The 18,959-nt window shown below is 34.3% G+C and carries 17 protein-coding genes; 4 read left to right on the top strand and 13 right to left on the bottom strand.

The window, feature by feature from the left end:
* Positions 1–8: 8 nt before the first annotated feature.
* The 3 genes from prmC to JOC59_RS01770 form a co-directional block, all read right to left on the bottom strand.
* Positions 9–821 (bottom strand): peptide chain release factor N(5)-glutamine methyltransferase, encoded by an 813-nt coding sequence (prmC, locus tag JOC59_RS01780; RefSeq protein WP_205143088.1) that lies wholly within the window; start codon positions 819–821, stop codon positions 9–11.
* The gene (gene prfA, locus JOC59_RS01775; protein WP_205143087.1) at positions 814–1,902 is read right to left on the bottom strand and encodes a peptide chain release factor 1; all 1,089 of its coding nucleotides are present in this window, start codon (positions 1,900–1,902) and stop codon (positions 814–816) included. The genes prmC and prfA overlap by 8 nt, the downstream gene beginning before the upstream one ends.
* 61 nt (positions 1,903–1,963) lie before the next feature.
* Positions 1,964–2,539: a thymidine kinase gene (locus JOC59_RS01770; RefSeq protein ID WP_205143086.1), complete on the bottom strand. Its 576-nt coding sequence runs from the start codon at positions 2,537–2,539 to the stop codon at positions 1,964–1,966.
* A gap of 192 nt (positions 2,540–2,731) precedes the next feature.
* On the opposite strand from JOC59_RS01770, the gene JOC59_RS01765 reads away from it, so the two are divergent.
* Both JOC59_RS01765 and JOC59_RS01760 read left to right on the top strand, forming a co-directional pair.
* Complete coding sequence (locus JOC59_RS01765) at positions 2,732–4,084, top strand: Mur ligase family protein (RefSeq protein ID WP_205143085.1); 1,353 nt, start codon at positions 2,732–2,734, stop codon at positions 4,082–4,084.
* Positions 4,084–4,797 (top strand): type 1 glutamine amidotransferase, encoded by a 714-nt coding sequence (locus JOC59_RS01760; protein ID WP_205143084.1) that lies wholly within the window; start codon positions 4,084–4,086, stop codon positions 4,795–4,797. Before JOC59_RS01765 ends, JOC59_RS01760 begins: the two co-directional genes overlap by 1 nt.
* A gap of 87 nt (positions 4,798–4,884) precedes the next feature.
* On the opposite strand, the gene htpX is transcribed toward JOC59_RS01760, so the two are convergent.
* The 4 genes from htpX to JOC59_RS01740 all read right to left on the bottom strand — a co-directional run bounded on the left by htpX (position 4,885) and on the right by JOC59_RS01740 (position 8,443).
* A complete protein-coding gene (htpX, locus tag JOC59_RS01755; RefSeq protein ID WP_205143083.1) occupies positions 4,885–5,781 on the bottom strand; it encodes a zinc metalloprotease HtpX in 897 nt (298 codons plus the stop codon).
* Between the two features lie 17 nt (positions 5,782–5,798).
* Positions 5,799–6,368, bottom strand: a complete 570-nt coding sequence (locus tag JOC59_RS01750) for a LemA family protein (protein WP_205143082.1) — start codon at positions 6,366–6,368, stop codon at positions 5,799–5,801.
* Positions 6,369–6,432: 64 nt separating this feature from the next.
* Positions 6,433–7,077: a JAB domain-containing protein gene (locus JOC59_RS01745; protein ID WP_205143081.1), complete on the bottom strand. Its 645-nt coding sequence runs from the start codon at positions 7,075–7,077 to the stop codon at positions 6,433–6,435.
* Positions 7,078–7,132: 55 nt separating this feature from the next.
* Complete coding sequence (locus JOC59_RS01740; protein ID WP_205143080.1) at positions 7,133–8,443, bottom strand: bifunctional folylpolyglutamate synthase/dihydrofolate synthase; 1,311 nt, start codon at positions 8,441–8,443, stop codon at positions 7,133–7,135.
* 121 nt (positions 8,444–8,564) lie between these two features.
* On the opposite strand from JOC59_RS01740, the gene JOC59_RS01735 reads away from it, so the two are divergent.
* Positions 8,565–9,032, top strand: a complete 468-nt coding sequence (locus JOC59_RS01735) for a GAF domain-containing protein (RefSeq protein ID WP_205143079.1) — start codon at positions 8,565–8,567, stop codon at positions 9,030–9,032.
* 286 nt (positions 9,033–9,318) lie between these two features.
* Here JOC59_RS01735 and adhE read toward each other — a convergent pair whose 3' ends face one another.
* From adhE to JOC59_RS01720, 3 genes are all read right to left on the bottom strand, one after another.
* Positions 9,319–12,009 carry a bifunctional acetaldehyde-CoA/alcohol dehydrogenase gene (adhE, locus tag JOC59_RS01730; protein ID WP_205143078.1) on the bottom strand — a complete coding sequence of 897 codons (2,691 nt, stop codon included), beginning with the start codon at positions 12,007–12,009 and terminating at the stop codon, positions 9,319–9,321.
* 366 nt (positions 12,010–12,375) lie between these two features.
* Positions 12,376–13,356: a phosphate acetyltransferase gene (pta, locus tag JOC59_RS01725; RefSeq protein WP_205143077.1), complete on the bottom strand. Its 981-nt coding sequence runs from the start codon at positions 13,354–13,356 to the stop codon at positions 12,376–12,378.
* Positions 13,357–13,386: 30 nt separating this feature from the next.
* Positions 13,387–14,058: a uracil-DNA glycosylase gene (locus tag JOC59_RS01720; protein ID WP_205143076.1), complete on the bottom strand. Its 672-nt coding sequence runs from the start codon at positions 14,056–14,058 to the stop codon at positions 13,387–13,389.
* Between the two features lie 150 nt (positions 14,059–14,208).
* Between JOC59_RS01720 and JOC59_RS01715 the strand changes: the two genes are divergently transcribed.
* Positions 14,209–14,802, top strand: coding sequence for an LURP-one-related/scramblase family protein (locus JOC59_RS01715; protein WP_205143075.1), 594 nt, complete (start codon positions 14,209–14,211; stop codon positions 14,800–14,802).
* A 135-nt stretch (positions 14,803–14,937) separates the two neighbouring features.
* On the opposite strand, the gene JOC59_RS01710 is transcribed toward JOC59_RS01715, so the two are convergent.
* The 3 genes from JOC59_RS01710 to JOC59_RS01700 all read right to left on the bottom strand — a co-directional run bounded on the left by JOC59_RS01710 (position 14,938) and on the right by JOC59_RS01700 (position 18,835).
* Complete coding sequence (locus tag JOC59_RS01710; RefSeq protein WP_205143074.1) at positions 14,938–16,392, bottom strand: ABC transporter substrate-binding protein/permease; 1,455 nt, start codon at positions 16,390–16,392, stop codon at positions 14,938–14,940.
* Between the two features lie 231 nt (positions 16,393–16,623).
* Positions 16,624–17,361: an amino acid ABC transporter ATP-binding protein gene (locus JOC59_RS01705; RefSeq protein ID WP_205143073.1), complete on the bottom strand. Its 738-nt coding sequence runs from the start codon at positions 17,359–17,361 to the stop codon at positions 16,624–16,626.
* A 25-nt stretch (positions 17,362–17,386) separates the two neighbouring features.
* Complete coding sequence (locus JOC59_RS01700; protein WP_205143072.1) at positions 17,387–18,835, bottom strand: amino acid ABC transporter substrate-binding protein/permease; 1,449 nt, start codon at positions 18,833–18,835, stop codon at positions 17,387–17,389.
* Positions 18,836–18,959 lie beyond the last annotated feature (124 nt).

The following is an 18,959-nucleotide window of genomic DNA, read 5'->3' as shown; positions in this document are numbered from 1 at the left end:
TTAATTTTTTATACACCAACTTTGATCATCCGATCATTACCAGCCATATCTTTTTGCAAACTAACAGTTGCATCTGGTAGAGCTTTTTTAAAAATTGCTATAATTTGTGGCCCTTGTTGGTAGCCAATTTCAAAATATGCCGTTCCATTTGTTAATAAATGGTCCTTTAAATTAAGCGCAATTTGCTGATAAATCGCTAACCCATGATTGGGTGCAAATAATGCTAAATGTGGTTCATACTTAAGTACTGTTTGATCCATAACCGTGATTTCGGTATCGGCAATATATGGCGGATTTGAAATAATTAAATCATACTTATCGTCGATATTATTAAAAACATCGCTTACAATAAAATCAACATTTGCTTTTAAACTTGTACTATTCTGCTTAGCAACCGCAATCGCATCTTTTGAAATATCACTAGCTGTAACTTGCCAACTGGGTTGCTCACATTTAAGCGTTATAGCAATTGCCCCTGAGCCAGTACCAAGATCCAATACTTTTTGATGACTTTGCTGATTATCCGCTAAAACCCATTCAATTAATTCTTCAGTTTCCATTCTTGGGATCAAAACTCGTTGATCAACATAAAAAAAACGATCATAAAAATGTGCTTGCTTTAAAATATATTGAATTGGCTCATCATTACGCGCACGCCTAACATAGGCTTCAAAAATTGGCCAATTTTGGCATTCATCCCTTAAATGTAGAATTAATTGGCTATATGTCCAATCATTTAGCCCCATTAATAGCAAATCAACATCAGCTTGATTAAGATAAGAAAAAGCCCACTGACGGACTTCAAAATTTGTTTTAGTCATTGTTTTTTAAGTTTTCTAATTTAGCAGTTTGATCAGCAATAATTAAAGCATCAATCACATCATCTAATTCACCATTAACAATACGATCTAATTTATTTAATGTTAAACCAATTCGATGATCAGTTACCCGATTTTGTGGGTAGTTATAGGTCCGAATTCGTTCAGACCGATCCCCAGTTCCGACTGCTGATTTACGTTCTTGTGCATAAGCAGATTCATTTTGTTGCGCATAAAAATCATATACTCGCGCTTTCATAACTTGTAATGCTTTAGCTCGGTTTTGTTGTTGTGATCGTTGATCTTGCATTGAAACTACAATTCCAGTTGGTAAGTGCGTCATTCGAACAGCTGAACTAGTTTTATTAATATGTTGACCACCGGCCCCAGAAGCGCGGAACACATCGACACGTAAATCCTTATCTTCAATCTCAATATTTACATCTTCATATTCAGGCATTACACCAACCGTTGCAGTAGACGTGTGGACTCGCCCAGCAGATTCAGTTGATGGTACCCGCTGTACACGATGGGCACCACTTTCATATTTAAGTTTAGAATAAACTGAAGTACCAGTAATCATCACAACAACTAATTTGTATCCACCGACTTCCGTCATTGTTTCATCGATAATCTCAGTTTGCCATCCTTGATTTTCAGCATAGCGCATGTACATATTTAATAAATCACCAGCAAATAATGAAGCTTCATCTCCACCAGCAGCACCATGAATTTCCATAATAATATTCTTATCATCATTAGGATCTTTAGGTAACAATAAAATTTTTAAAGTTTCTTCCAATTCAACTTTTTCTTTTTTTAGTTCACTAAGCTCTTCTTTGGTCATTTCAGTTAATTCAGCATCTAACTCTTCTTCTGATAACATTTCTTCGTCATCAGTAATTGTTTGGATTACTTCTTTATAATGTTTATAAACTTCATTTGTTTCACGTAATGAACCCTCTTCTTTTGAAAGTTCCATAAATCTTTTTGTATCACTAATTACATCAGGATCACTTAGCATTTCTGCGACTTCATCATAGCGATCCACTACTGATTGTAATTTTTCAAACATTTCATCCATGTAAAAATTCTCCTAAATATCTTGGCCTATCTTGGCAATTGAACATAACTAGCATTGCTTGCTATTTATTTAATAGTGGGTGAAAATAGTGTTCACGACAAACTGGGTAATAACTTTCATTACCACCAATTTGTACTTGTTCACCTTCATAGACAGGTCCATTGTCATTTACTCGTAAGTTCATGGTTGCCTTGCGACCACAGAACCAACAAATAGTTTTGATTTCTTCAATTTTATCAGCAAATAATAATAATGCTTCTGAGCCTTCAAACAAATGATTTTGGAAATCATTTTTTAAACCAAATGCCAAAACGGGAATATGTAGTTGATCTACAATTTTCGTTAATTGCAAAACATTATCACGTGTTAAAAATTGTGCTTCATCAACCAAAATAGCCGAAATATTTTTGACATTTCTACTAATTTCACTATAGATATCAGTTTCAGGAAAAATTGGTTGGGCATCTCTTTTCATCCCAATGCGCGAAGATACTTTGCCTAACCCATCACGATTATCTAAACCACTTGTCATAATGATGACATGTTTTCCTTGTTCTTCATAATTGTGGGCAACTTTCAAAATTTCAATTGTTTTACCGCTATTCATTGCACCATATCGAAAATATAATTGTGCCAAAATTTTCCCCCTAACAAAATGAACTTTGTTATCTACTTTTAATAATACCGCCTACCATTATAGCGGAAATTTCAACAAATGGTAATTAAAATCTTCTAAAAAAAAGCAAAGGATTACGAAAAATTGTCATGCTTGCTAGGAAACATGTATAATATTAAGAATAATATCGCTTTAGGAAAGGAAGTCGTCGTAATGTCACTTCGTAGTTCATTAGCTACTGCTGCTGGTAAATCTAGTTACTGGCTCTTACACGATATTTTACACCGTGGTGGAACATCACTTCCGGGTAAAATTGCTACCAAATTAGATCCCACTGTCTTAAAAACAATTGCTAACAAATTCGATTTTATCATTATTACTGGTACTAATGGTAAAACACTCACAACTGCTTTAACGACTCGCGTTTTACGTGAAAAATTCTCACAAGTAATCACTAATCCTTCAGGTTCAAATATGATCCAAGGAATTACTGGTACGTTACTAACTGCTAACGCGAGTAAGTCTGGTGTAAAGCCTTTAGCTGTTTTAGAAGTTGATGAAGCAAACGTTGCTTTAATTACTAAATATATCAAACCCAAAGTTTTTTTAATCACTAATATCTTTCGTGATCAATTAGATCGCTATGGTGAAATTTATAGTACATATCAAAAAATTATTGATGGTATTAAACAAGCACCTGATGCGGTTGTAATTGCCAATGGTGATTCGCCAATTTTTCAGCGCGATACTTTAAAAAATCAAAAAATTTTCTATGGTTTTAATCATCAGCCAATGGTCGGTGATATCAAAGCACCTGCTAATACAGATGGTATTTTATCACCAACTGATGATTCAATATTACATTATCACTATATTACGTATGCTAATTTGGGCAGTTATTTTTCAACTACCGATAATTTCAAACGCCCTCATTTAACCTATGCCGTTACTAAGTTACATGAGTTGACACCACTTAGCTCCACATTTGATATTGATAACTCATCGTTTAAAATTGAAGTTGGTGGCCTTTATAACATTTATAATGCCTTAGCGGCATATGCTGTTGGTCGCTATCTAGGTGTTTCTAATGAACAAATTCATACCGCTTTTGATGCTGATGCTCAGATTTTTGGCCGCCAAGAATCAATTAAGGTTGATGATAAAGAAGTAACCATTGTCTTAGTTAAAAATCCTGTTGGTGCTAATCAAACAATTGATATGATTGCAACTGAAAATGCTGATTATTCATTAATGGCCCTTTTAAATGCTAACTATGCTGATGGTATCGATACTTCATGGATTTGGGATGCTAATTTTGAAAAATTACACGCTACTAATATTAAAGCGGTGATTACTGGTGGTGAGCGCTATCAAGACTTTAATGTTCGTCTTAAAATGGCCGGTTTTACGCAACAAAGTGTTTATCCCAATTTGGCTGATGCCCTTATGGCAATTAAAGCAGTTCCCACCAAAAAAGTTTACATTATGGCAACTTACACCGCGATGCTTCAATTAAGAGCACTTTTAGCACAAAAAGGTTATATCAAAGGAGGAATGGGGGAATAATGCTAACTGATAACTATGCAATTAACGTTGCTCATTTATATGGCGACCTAATGAATACTTACGGTGATTACGGCAATATAATTGCCTTGAATTATTATGCTAAGCAAGTTGGTGTTACCGTAAATTCACAACTAATTTCCTTAGATGATGCATTTAACGCCGATGATTTTGATTTTGCACTTTTTGGTGGTGGGCAAGACTACGAAGAATCAATCGTAGCGCAAGACTTACCGCGTATTTCAAGCGAAATTACCCGTTTCATTGAAAATGATGGCCCCATGGTTGCTGTTTGTGGTGGTTATCAATTACTAGGTGAATATTTTTTACTTGCTGATGGTACTAAAATTAAAGGAATTGGTGCGCTTAAACACTATACCTTAAATCAAAGTGATAATCGCTTTATTGGTAATATTACTATCAAAAATGCGGAAACTGGTGAGGAATACCATGGCTTTGAAAACCATCAAGGTAAAACATTTCTCAGTGATAATGAACGAGCCCTTGGTACGGTATTAAATGGTAATGGTAATAACGGGACTGATAAGACGGAGGGCGTGATTTATCGTAATGTCTATGGAACCTACTTTCATGGTCCTATTTTAACCCGGAATGGCAACCTTGCCTTACGGTTACTTAAAATTATCTTGCTTCGAAAATACCCTAATGTTGATTGGCAACGTAAATTAGCCAATATAACTCCTGAATTTTTCTAATATTAATTAGTTCTTTGATTCCTCTAAAAAGCGGCTACAGCAATCCAAAACTCGATTGCTGTAGCCGCTTTTAATTTGGTATTTATATCACATTTTTTCTAGTCGAGCAATTCTATCACTTGTTGCTGGGTGTGTTGAAAATAGATTTGCAAATGATTTTTTCTTAAATGGATTTTCAATATACAATGCAGCTGAATTGGGATCAGCATGTTGCATAGGCTCTGAATTAGATATTTTTTCTAAGGCACTTATCAATCCTTGTGGATTTCTGGTTAACGCGACGGCACTTGCATCAGCTAAGTATTCACGATTTCGTGATATTGCTAATTGAATTATTGTCGCTACTAATGGCCCAAATATCATCAATAATACCGACAATAGCATTACCAATATTTGAAATTGACCACCTTCTTTGCGTTCATCTTCATCTCGATTTCCCCCACCTAGAAACCAAAAATTAGATCCAAAATTTACAAGCATTGAAATAACTGCTGTTAAAGCCAATGCAATTGTAGAAATGCGAATATCGTAGTTACGAACATGACTCATTTCATGGGCCATCACACCCTCTAATTCTTCACGGTTTAAACGATCCAAAATACCAGTCGTTGCAGCAACTGCTGCTTTTTTGGGATTACTACCTGTTGCAAACGCGTTAGGACTAGCATCATCAATAATGAATACCCGTGGCATTGGCACTTGTGCGACCATCGCCATATCCTCCACTACATTCCACAATTGGGGCGCTTGACTAGGATTAGTAATTTCTTGTGCATTATTCATATTCATAATGATCTCAGTCGACTGTTCAATCATCAACCAAGCATATATTGCTCCACCAACTAGTGCAATAAACGCCCCAGTTTCTAGTGAATTAAAAAACAAATACCCAATGGCTGCTCCCACCAAAGTCACTAAAATCATAAAGCCTAATAGTAAAAAAATAGTTTTACGTTTATTACGTGCAATTTGTTCAAATAACATTTTAATTTCCTCAGTTACTATTTACCATCAGGTCCAAAAGAAACTTTAGGTACTTCTTTTTCAGCAGTTGGTGTTTCCAAAAACTCACTTGGTTCAAAATGGTGAACCTTAGCTACAATGTTAGTTGGAAACGATTGTAATTTACCATTATAGTTAGCGGTACTTGAATTAAATAATTGTCGTGAATATGAAATTTTATTTTCAGTATTCGTTAATTCTTCCATTAATTGACTGTATTGAACGTTAGCCTTTAAATCTGGATATGCTTCTGCTACGGCGAAAATGCCTTTTAATGAAGATGACAATTGATCCGATAATTCCATTTTTTCATCATGATTAGCATTTGGCACCTGTGCAATTTGATTACGTAACCCAATTACTTTTTCTAAAGTTCCTTGTTCAAAATTGGCGTAACCCTTAACAGTTTCAACTAAATTAGGAATCAAATCGTTCCGTCGCTTTAATTGAACGTCAATTTGACTCCATGTTTCTTGTGTATTCATGCGTGTGCGGACTAAACCATTGTAGATGCTAATCCACATAAAAATAAGTACCGCAATGATTATTATTGTAATAATTATTGACATTATCTTTTCCTCCATTTTGGTATACTTAATATTTTAACATAGTTTTAAATAATCTGAAAACCAGTTATCCTTCAACAAATAAGCCTAATTCTCGCAAACTACTATAATTTTGATTACCAATAATAAATGAATCTAACAACTTTATATCTAATACTTTTACAATATCTGCTAGACGATTAGTCAACGCAATATCATTTTTAGATGGATTTGGATGCCCACTGGGATGATTATGCGCAATAATGATACTTTGACTATTATATTTCAAAGCGTATCGCACGATATCTCGAATAAAAAACGGGCAAGAAGTAATCGATCCAATATGAACAGTCTTTTTCATGATAATTTCATGTTTCGCCGTTAGGCCATATAACCATAACTCTTCTTGGGGTAATAGACCCATACTAGCTATCAATAATTCACCAAAGGATTGGCTTGATACTACATTGCCAATTTTCAAAGGTGTTGCCCGTTCAATTCGTCGACCTAACTCAATTGCCACAAATAATCCCGCTTGTAAGCATGGATTCTTATCTAATAATTTTTGATAGTCCGTGATACATGCTTGTCGATAAGCTAATTCATTCTTAAAACAAGCTTGATATTGATTTATAATTAACTGCCTTTTGGTATTACTTAACCCGTGTGACCAATAGAATATATTTAATAACTCAGTGACTGAATATTCATCTAACTTACTAATTTTAAACATTATCCGTGTTTCCTTTTATTTACTTTTTTAAATAAAATACGGATATTATCCTTCGTTAGTGTGTTAATATCGTGCGAACCTCACTAATAAAATATAATGAACCAGTTACTAAAGTTAACGTCATTGGGTTATTCTTAGCTACGTCCCTTAACGTTTCTTCCCAATTATCACTAAGATTAACCGCTGGTAACATTCGTTTAATCAGCATTTCATCTGCAATTTGCCGATTACCAGGACCACTAAATTCTGTCACGTACAAGCTTACATTTGGAATATTAATTAAAATTTTAGCCATTGCTATAAACTGTTTATCCGCTAAGGCTGCAAAAATAATATTAATTTGTTGATAATTTTTGAATTTACGCATTAATAATTCACTCAGACCATTCATTGCCGGTACATTATGTGCCCCATCAATCACAATTTGTGGCTCTTTGCTTAACACCTCAAAACGCCCGGGCCAAGTTGTATTCGCTAATCCTAACTGTAATTTAGCTAAACTAAATGACACTATTTTCTTTTCAACCAATAATAAATAAGCCATAATTGCTAGGATGGCATTATCGATTTGATATTTCCCTAATAACTTAATCGTAAATAAACTTTTAGCCATGTCTAACTTTTTGTTACTTATAGTAAATGTCTCTGTCCACTGATCGGAATTAACTATTTCGATAGTATTATCTTCCATTGTATATAATGGAACTTTCTGTGCAATGGCTTTTTGCGTGATAACTTTTCCCGCCTCATCTTGCCGCCTTCCACCATAAATCACAGGACTATTCTTAATAATACCCGCCTTTTGTTGTGCAATAGCTGTAATTGTGTGCCCTAAAACATGCATATGATCAAAACCAACATTCGTTATGATACTTAGTAACGGTACTAAAACATTAGTTGAGTCATAAATGCCACCAATCCCAACTTCTACAAGCACAATATCAACTGGATTTTGGCTAAAATATAAAAACATCATCGCTGTAATAACTTCAAATTCAGTTGGTGCTACTTCATCATTTTTTAGTTCGTGCTCAATTTCAGTAACAATTGGTTCAATTTGTTGGACTAATTGTAACAGCACAGCATCACTTATCATCTGATTATTTACTGAAATTCTTTCGTTAAATTTAGTAATATAAGGTGATGTAAAACTACCTACTTTCAGTCCGTTCATTTGCAAGATATTATTTAAAAAACTAGTTGTCGATCCCTTGCCGTTGGTACCTGTAATATGAACAAACTTATTTTTAGTTTCTGGATTTCCTAGTAATTTTAATAAATGTCTAATGCGGTCCAATGTTGGTGTTTTTTTCCAAACAGAACGACCATGAATATATTCAATTGCTTGTTCATAAGTTGTTATCATTATTAATTATTCTCCCAGTAAAATTATATTCCTTAGCATGCCGCAATAATTAAAAATAAAAAAGAAACTTTGTTTTTTCTAATAAAATTGTTACAATTAATTAAAAAAAATGAGGCTTTCTATGGAAAATTCAACCCCCCTTTTAGTACAACAACTAGATGCATTATTAGCAAATGAAAAAAATAGTATCGCAAATTTAGCAAATGCATCAGCATTATTAATGGATACGCTTCTTGATATCAATTGGGCTGGGTTTTACCTTTTTGATAAAAATGCTAATGAACTAATCCTTGGGCCCTTTCAAGGCAAAGTTGCTTGCATGCACATTGCTCTTAATAGTGGTGTCGTTGGCAAGGCATATGCTACTAAGCAAACAATCATTGTCCCCGATGTTCACGCTTTCCCCGGTCATATTGCTTGTGATAGTGCATCAAATGCTGAAATTGTAATTCCAATAGTTGTAAATAATCAATATTACGGTGTTTTAGATATTGATTCGCCAAGTTTAGATCGTTTCTCTGAGCAAGATGCTAAAACACTTGAAATATTTGTCACCACGCTCGCTAGCCATCTAGCAGAGTCACGTTAACTTTAATAAAGCACTCAACTCATAAATTATTTAAGTGCACCAAATAGTTAACTTATGAGTCAGGTAAGCTATTTCGCTATGTCAATATATATTTTAGAATATTTGAAACTAAATGTTAAACAATAGATTATACCATAGTGTCCTGATAATAGTTATTTACTACCAAAACAAGTGCTACAACCATAAAATACGAAAAAGGACTGAATTTTAAAAATTCAGTCCTTTTTATATTTTCGCTTTAGCATCCTGATAATTTTTTTCCAGATGTTATTTTAGCCATTTTTTATTAAAACTCTGCCTTAAGTAATTCTTTAATTTCGGCTAATGAAGGTTGGCGAGGATTTCCTGGTGTACATTGATCGTTGTACACTAGATCAACTAATTTATCCAACGACTCTTCAAAATGTTTCTTATCAACGCCATTAGCTGATAGTGTAGTTTCTACTTCGACACTCTTAGCCAATTGAGCAATTTTATCAAGCAATGCCGTCACTAATTTTTCATCGTTATCACCTGTTAGTCCTAGATACCGGGCAATATCTGCATAATCTTTTTGTGCAGTATATGTTTCATAGCGTGGATATGGTGTCCGTTTAACATTACCTGTAACTGCATTAAATTTAATTACGCGTGGCATGGCAATTGAAATTGCCAAACCGTGTGGTAGGTTAAATTCACCTCCGATTTTATGTGCCAACGAGTGATTTAATCCTAAGAACGCATTCGCAAATGACATTCCGGCTAGTGTTGATGCGTTATGCATATTTTCTCTGGCAGCAATACCTTCTTTGGTTGGATGTTTTGGATCATAGTTATATGATGCAGTTAAGTTTTCAAAAATTAGCTTAATTGCGCGTAATGCCCATGGTCGATTGTAGTCAGAAGACATAACTGAAACATATGATTCCAAGGCATGTGATAAAGCATCTAAGCCTGAGAATGCAACTGTACGCTTAGGTACGGTCATTACAAATTCTGGATCAACAATAGCTACTTGCGGTGTCAATTCGTAATCTGCTAATGGATACTTAACATGCGTTTCATCATCGGTAATAACAGCAAATGGGGTTACTTCAGAACCAGTCCCTGATGTAGTTGGAATTGCAACCATTTGTGTTAAATCTTGATGTTCAAATTTAACAATTCGCTTCCGAATATCCATAAATTTTTGTTGTAGTTCTTTAAATAAGTCACGTAAAGCAACTGCGTCTTGTAAAACGCCTTCATGAGTTGCTGAATATTCATATAATAATCGTGCAATTTTGGCAGCATCTAGGGCTGATCCACCACCAATTGCAATAACTGTATCAGGTTTAAAATCAGCCATTTGTTGCGCAATTTCAATAGCTTGATCAATGGTTGGATCAGGTTTCACTGCTCCATAAATTGATGTTTTTACATGATCAGGTCGTAATTCAAATTGATCAATAATTTTATCAACAAAACCAAACTTAACCATCCCAGGATCAGCAACAACAAATGCTCGATCTACATGTGGTAGTTCTTGTAAATATGTGATTGCGTTACTTTCATAGTAAATATCTTTTGGTAAGCGTACCCATTGTGGCCGATTACGACGACGAGCTACTGTTTTTACATTTAAAAGGTCATATGTTGATAAATTATGTGACAATGAATTTTTCCCCCATGATCCAGTTCCAAGTGTTAAACTAGGCCGTAGTGCATCAGTATAAATGTCTCCAACACCACCTATAGAGTCTGGTTGATTTACTAAAATTCTTGAAGCTTCAACAGCATCGGCATATTCTTTAACAAATGGATCATTTTGCGCACCAATTTGAATAGCAGCATTGTGCCCGGCCCCTTGGTAAGTAAGTAATGCACGCACGATTGCAATTGCATTTTCACGTGATTTTGATTTATATAGTGATAAAATTGGGCAGAGTTTTTCTGAAGACAACTTTTCACCAATATTTTTTTCATCTAGTTCAACTAATAAGACATCTTTACCTTCGGGTAAGGAAATACCGGCTTGTTTTGCAATCCACCGACCACTCATACCGGCCACTTTTCCATTAACACCATGGCCTTCTGTAAAGACAAAATCAGCTAATTTATCGTATTCAGCTTTTGGTACTAAATATGCTCCTTGTTCCATTAATTGCTTAACAAACTGATCATAAATTTTTTGATCAATGACCGCTGAGTTTTCAGTTGCACAAATCATCCCATTATCAAATCTTTTTGAAAGTAATAAGTCTTCAGCAGCACGTTGAATATTTGCCGTATAATCAATGTAAATTGCACCATTACCAGCACCAACACCCATTGATGGATTTCCTGATTTCAAAGCTGCATTTACCATTGCTGGTCCCCCAGTTGCTAAAATAGAAGCAATATCGGGATTCTTAATTAAGGCACTCGTATTATAAAGTGATGGTGTTTCAATCCATTGAATAAAGTTTTTTGGCGCCCCTGCTGCAACTGCCGCTTCGTAAACAACCTTAGCAGCATGAACTGATGATTTTTGTGCTTGGGGATGGAAAGCAAAAATTATGGTGTTTCGCGTTTTTGCTGTTAACATTGATTTAAAAATAGTAGTTGATGTAGGATTAGTTGTTGGCACAATTCCAGCTAAGACTCCAAGTGGTGCTGCAAGTTCGACTTTACCATTCACTGGATCTTCACTAATAACACCGACTGTTTTATCATTTTTAATTGCGTGAAAAACTGACTCTGAGGCAAAGCGATTTTTGGTATCTTTATCTTCAACTACACCACGTCCAGTCTCATCATGCGCTTCATGTGCTAATAATAATGAATTTTCACTACCTGCTAATGCCATTGCTGCGACAATTTTATCTACCTGTTCTTGTGAATAGCTCGCAAATTCAGTCAATGCTTTCTTTGATTTTATAACTAAGTCATTGGTAAGTTTCTCAGCTTCTAGTGCTAGTTGTGCTTTTTCTTCTTCAGTCAAAACTTTCTTTGGAGCTTTTTTTGTTGTAGTTGCCATAATTATTCTCCCTATACTAGTTTGTTCAATTCTTAACAAAGTTAATAATAAAACACTTTTAAATATATTGCAAGTACTTTTTTTTATAAAAAAATCAGTGAAAAAGGCCTTTTAGACACGTTTTATAACGGTTGTAAGCGCTTTCTGATTAAATAAAACAAAAGTTATTAAATTCACAATATCTAGATAAATGCACCCCATTTTATTTTTAAATAATTTATCCATCATCTTACATAATATATAGACGTAAATTTAGCCTAAAAATACACTAATTTAATATAAAAAATAAAAACCATCAATGTTATACCTCAAATAACATTAATGATTTAAATAATTAATTATTAATAAACAAAATAATCGTCGCTCTTAAGCATCTAGCGCCTGTGCTGCAGTTATTAATGAAACTTTATACACATCATCTTCATTACAACCACGTGACAAATCAGAAATCGGTTTAGCTAATCCTTGTAAAATAGGCCCAATAGCTTCAAACCCGCCCAGTCTTTGAGCAATTTTATAACCAATATTGCCAGATTGTAAATCAGGAAAGATAAAGACATTTGCATATCCCGCTACTTGCGAGTCTGGCGCTTTAGCTTGCCCTACACTCGGAACAAAAGCAGCATCAAACTGTAATTCGCCATCAAGCACTAACTCTGGTGCTAATTGATGGGCAATTTCTGTTGCTTGAGCAACTTTAGTAACTTGGTCAGCCTTGGCTGATCCCTTTGTTGAAAATGATAGCATTGCTACTTTGGGATCAATTCCAAAAATTTTAGCCGTATTTGCAGATTGCACAGCAATCTCAGCCATTGTTTCCGCATCAATATCAATATTGATTGCAGCATCAGAAAAAACATAGCGTTGATCTGCTTTTTGCATAATAAAAGCACCTGATATTCTTTTAGAGCCTGGCGCCGTTTTCACAATTTGTAATGCTGGTCGTACCGTATCACCAGTCGGATGTGTCGCCCCAGAAACCATCCCATCAGCAATTCCCATGTAAACTAGCATGGTTCCAAAGTAGTTTACATCAGTTAGCCATGCTTTAGCTGTCTCTTTGTCTGTTTTACCATTACGGCGCTTTACCAATGCTTCAATCATTGTCGTTAATTTTTCAGTTGGATATATTTTGGGATCGATTACTTCCAATACATCTAAATTATATTGATTAGCTTGAGCAGTGGCTTTAATTGCCGTTAAATCACCTAATAGAATAGGCTTTACTAAGCCATCTTGTGCTAAGCGCAAAGCTGCACCCTGAATTCTAATGTCATCACCTTCTGGAAAAACAATAACTTTTCCTTGACCTGCGACTTTTTTCCGTAATTCTTCAAATAATCCCATTATAGGACCTCCTCGGTTACTTTTAAAATTTTATGGTAATTGCCAATTAATTGGCGTTTGGTTTGATGCAATTAAAAATGCATTAGCTTGCGAAAAAGGCTTGGAACCAAAAAAGCCCCGATATGCTGACAATGGTGATGGATGGGCACTCATTATGACAAGATTTTTTGTTTGATCGATTAATTTTAATTTACTTTGTGCTGGTTTGCCCCATAAAATGAATACGACTGGTGTTGGTTTATCAGATAATGCTTTAATTGCAACATCACTTAATACCTCCCAACCAATATTTTTATGTGAATTAGCTACTCCTTGCCGGACTGTTAGGACATTATTCAATAATAGTACCCCTTGTTGCGCCCATGCTTTTAATGAACCAGTTGTGGGTTTTGGCACACCCAAATCATCGCCTAATTCCTGATAAATATTTCGTAGGCTTGGTGGCAATTTACTCTTATCTGCTACCGAAAAGCTTAGACCTTCAGCTTGACCACGACCATGATACGGATCTTGACCTAGAATAACTACTTTAGTAGCGCTAAAAGCAGTTAGATTAAATGCCATAAAGACCTTTTCTTTGGGCGGAAATATTATTTTTTCTTGATATTCACTGTGTAAATAATTAAATAAATCTTCAAATTGTTTTGACCTTAATACTGGTGCCAATATTTGCCACCAATCATTATGAATGTATGGCTCCATGTCTTTCTCCTAAAAATTAAATGGATTAACTACTCTTACGTTTCCTATTATAAACTTAATTAGTTTATTTACACAATAAGCATAATTTACTTTATCATGCTAAAATAATCATTATTAGGTAATATTTAATTTTGTTACTAGGAGGTTAATATGCGTAAGTTGTATTTAAAACAACAACACAGTCATAATTTACAAACTGCAACAACTGTTCGAGATAGCGACGGCAAGGCGCAATATTTAGTAACTGGACAATTTGGCCGTAAAAATGCATTCATTCATGTCTATAATAGTATAGGCACGTTAGTCGCTGAATTTCGGCAAGTATCATATGGTGTATTACCTCGATTTACCATCAAAATAAATAATAAAATAGTTGCCTCAATTGGCTTATCATTTGGTTCTTTATTAGATGTCATCTATATTCGTAATCTTAATTGGCTAATTAGTGGCAGTTTAATTAATGGTACGTATCATGCTCACCACCGTCAAGAGTTATTGCTTGCAGTAAAACCTGCTAGATTGTTAGGAACACAGTACAACGAGTTACGTATCACATATTTTGAACATGAACCAATTTTTATCGGCATCGTTGTCATATTAAATCGTTGGTTATTCAATACAAAACCGACCGTTTTAAAAAATATTTTACGTTATCCTGTTACCCTCGCTTATCAGCAGCAAACAATCACTAGTCACAGACAACCATTACGCAAAATTGCTAAAAATAACCAGACTAAATCATAATATTTAACCTTTTAAAAAATTTTTTACATAATTTATGTACGATTTATCTATAAAATACGAAAAGGAACTAAATTTTATTAAACTCAGTTCCTTTTCGTATTTTATTTGATATTTAGTTGACTTGTGACACGTTCTCTAGTGCTTTAATTTTTTATTGGCCCAATTTGCGAAAAATGTTAATAAAGTAATCATTACTAAGTACATAATTGCTACAATAAACCAAATTCTAAAGCCTTGCATATTACGTGAAATAATCACCGTACCGGTTTGAGTTAATTCAATAATGCCAATCGCTGATAAAATTGAAGTATCTTTTAGCGTGATGATAAATTGATTAATAAAAGATGGCACAATAATTCTAAAACCTTGTGGCATTACAATGCGGCGCATGGCTTGCCAATAACTTAGTCCTAATGATCGGGCTGCTTCCATTTGACCATTATCCACTGCCTTTAATCCACCCGCAACAAAGGCAGCAATGTATGCTCCTTCATTCAAGGTTAGTGTCAATAAACCAGCAAACATTGCCGGTAATTTATGTCCAGTTAACGATGGGATCCCAATGTAAATGAAGAAAGCCAAAACTAATAACGGTAATCCTCTAAAAATATACACAATAATACCTGAGATTGCTTGGCATAGTTTGTTAGGTACAATTGCTAGTAGTCCTAAAATTACCCCCAAGATTGTCGCAAAAATAATTCCTAAAATCGTCAATTGAATTGTCTTTAATAAACCACTAAGGAATTGATCTTTATTTTGTTTAACTAAACCCCAAATTGAGTTATTTGTTTTGGCACTACCTGAAAATTCAGACTGACTAGCTCCTAAATATTTTTTTACAATTTTATTGTAGGTTCCATCGGCTTTAATTTTGGCAAAACCACTATTAAAGCGACGAATCAATTCTTTATTTTGACCTTTTTTAACTCCAAATCCATAGTAGCCTGAGTTAGCCGGTTTCGTTATAATTTTTAATTTTGTTCCATTTTTAATGGCATATTTCATCACAGGATCGTCTTCAAATGTTGCAACTGTATTACCAATTGCAACATCGTTATACATGGTATTTGAATCATTGAAATAGGTTACTTTAAATCCATATTTTTTCTTAATTGAAAGTGCATAGGCGGCTGCGCCAGTCCCCGTTTTTAGTGCTACTTTTTTATCTTTTAAATCAGCTAATGATTTTATTTTACTATTCTTAGCAACTGCGACAATTACCCCTGTTTTATAATATGGCGTACCAAAATCATAAACCTTACGTCGTTCCGGTGTAATTGCCATTCCGGCCATAATGCCATCAAATTGTCCTGATAGAACAGCTTGTGCCCCTGAATTAAATGACATTGGCACTAATTTATAAGTAAAATTTTCTTTTTTAGCAATAGCATTCAAAATTTCAATATCTATGCCAACATACTTACCATTTTTATTTTGCAACTCAAAAGGTGGATAAGTTGTATCCGTTGTAATTGTATAATGTGCTTGCTTGTTAGCTGCATGTGCATCAGCACTACTAAAACTAAATAAGATTAAGATTACTATCAGTGGAAAAAAGATTTTTTTCAATAAAACACGAGCATTCATAAGTAAATTCCTACACTTTCAATTTTTAATTACCATAAATTTAAAGAAAAAAGACAAGTAAGCCATTTTACCTTACCTGTCTTGAAAAGTATCAGTTTAACAATGTTAGAGGACTAAGCTGATAACGCAAGATAGCTAACGCAAATAAGTGCACACTATTATTAGCACTCATCTTATTATTACCATTATTAGCTAAGATTAACATTGCTATTCCTCCATTATTAATTAATTCTATACATTTAAAACTTTATCCAAGAAATCCTTCGCACGCGGATCTTGCGGATTATCAAAGACCTCTTGTGGTGTTCCCTGTTCCCGAATATATCCATCTGCAAAGAAAACTACGCGATCTGCAACTTGTTTAGCAAAGCCCATTTCATGGGTTACCACAATCATTGTCATTCCCTTTTCGGCTAAGTCTTTCATTACTGCTAACACATCCCCAACCATCTCTGGATCCAAGGCTGATGTTGGTTCATCAAATAGCATAATACTTGGCTTCATAGCTAGCGCGCGAGCAATAGCCACTCGTTGCTTTTGTCCACCTGATAATTGGGCTGGCATTGCATCTGCTTTTTCACGCAAGCCAACTTGGTCCAATAAATCTAAAGCTTCTTTTTTAGCTTCGCTTGAATCAGCTTTTTTTAATTCAGTTGGTGCTAACATAACATTTTGTAAAACAGTTAAATGTGGAAATAAGTTAAAATGTTGAAATACCATTCCAATATTTTCACGGATTTTATTCAAATTAGTTTTAGGATCTAATAAATTTGAACCATTGATCGTAATTTCACCACTTGTTGGTTCTTCTAATTTATTCAAAGTTCTTAAAAAAGTACTCTTCCCTGAACCAGATGGTCCAATCATCACGACAACTTCATTTTCTTGAACGTCAAGATTAATACCTTTTAAAACTTCATTGTCTCCATAAGATTTATGCAAATCTTTAACACTAACTTTTACAGTCATTTATTATTCCTCCGTATTTTATTGATTATTTCATTTTTGTTTTAACCCAGTTTGATAACCAAGTTAACAGTGTAATAACTACTAGATAGATAATAGCGACAATTAACCAAACCTTAAATCCTTGCATATTACGTGAAATAATCACCGTTCCAGTTTGTGTTAATTCAATAATGCCAATTGCTGAGAGAATTGAAGTATCTTTTAAAGTAATAATAAACTGATTAATAAATGATGGAATCATGATTTTTACACCTTGTGGCATAATAACCTTGCTCATTGCTCGACCATATGGTAATCCTAACGAACGAGCAGCTTCCATTTGCCCTTTATCAACGGCTTCAATCCCACCACGGACAAAGGCACCAATATAGGCCCCTTCATTTAACACTAGCGTTACAATCCCTGCAACAAATGCCGGAATTTTATCCCCAGTTAGGTTTGGTAGCCCAATATAAATGAAAAATGCTAATACCATTAATGGTAATCCACGGAAAATGTATATAATCGTTGTTGATAAACCTTGTAGCCACTTATATGGTGATACACCAAGTAGTCCTAAAATAATTCCCCATATTGACGCTAATAAAATACTAATTATTGTTAATTGGATGGTTTTAACTAACCCATTAATAAATTGTGTTTTATTAGATTTAATTAAACCCCAAAAAGTTGTATTATCTGCTTTTGATCCAGAAAATTTACTTGCAGAAGCATCTAAATATTTATTAACAATTTTTTGGTAAGTACCATCCGCTTTAATTTTGGCTAAGCCACTATTGAATGCTTGTAAAAGTGCTTTATTTTGACCTTTTTTAACCGCAAAACCATAATAACCGGCTAATGTTGGCTTCGTAACAATTTTTAAGGCAACCCCATTTTTAATCGCATACTGCATAACAGGCATGTCTTCAAATGTCGCATCTGAATTACCAACTTTAACGTCATTATACATTGTATTTGAATCATTAAAGTATGTTACTTTAAAGCCATATTTCTTTTGAATTCCCCGCGCATATTCCGCTGAACCAGTTCCTGTTTTTAAAGCAACCGTTTTACCTTTTAAATCAGTCAGCTTTTTAATTTTACTTGCTTTATTTACAGCCATAATGATTCCTGTTTTATAATATGATTTACTAAAATCAAATACAGCTTCCCGTTCATCAGTAATCGTCATTCCTGCAATTACACCATCAATCTGTCCTGATAAAACAGATTGCGTTGCTGAATTAAAACTCATTGGGGTCAACTTATAAGTAAAATGTTCCTTTTTAGCAATTGCTGCTAATAAGTCCATATCAATTCCAACATACTTTCCATTTTTTCCTTGAAATTCAAATGGTGGAAAAGTGGTATCTGTTGCAATCGTGTAATGTGGCTCAGTCGTTGCACTTACTTGCTGTTCGGTGTTCACAATGCTAAATCCTATTAACACTGCAAAGCTGACTGCGATATACCCTAACCATTTTTTAAACATGTGATCCTCCTGTGAATACGCTTATGTCGAAATATAATTTTACATAAATAAAAAGCAGACTTTGCAATAATTCACATAGCCTGCTTTCACCAACATTTTTGACTATTGTGTCAAACATCAGAAA

Source organism: Periweissella beninensis, from assembly GCF_016908275.1.
Classification (GTDB): domain Bacteria; phylum Bacillota; class Bacilli; order Lactobacillales; family Lactobacillaceae; genus Periweissella; species Periweissella beninensis.
The sequence above is the reverse complement of the archived record's forward strand: the minus strand, read 5'-3'. Positions and strand labels throughout refer to the sequence as shown.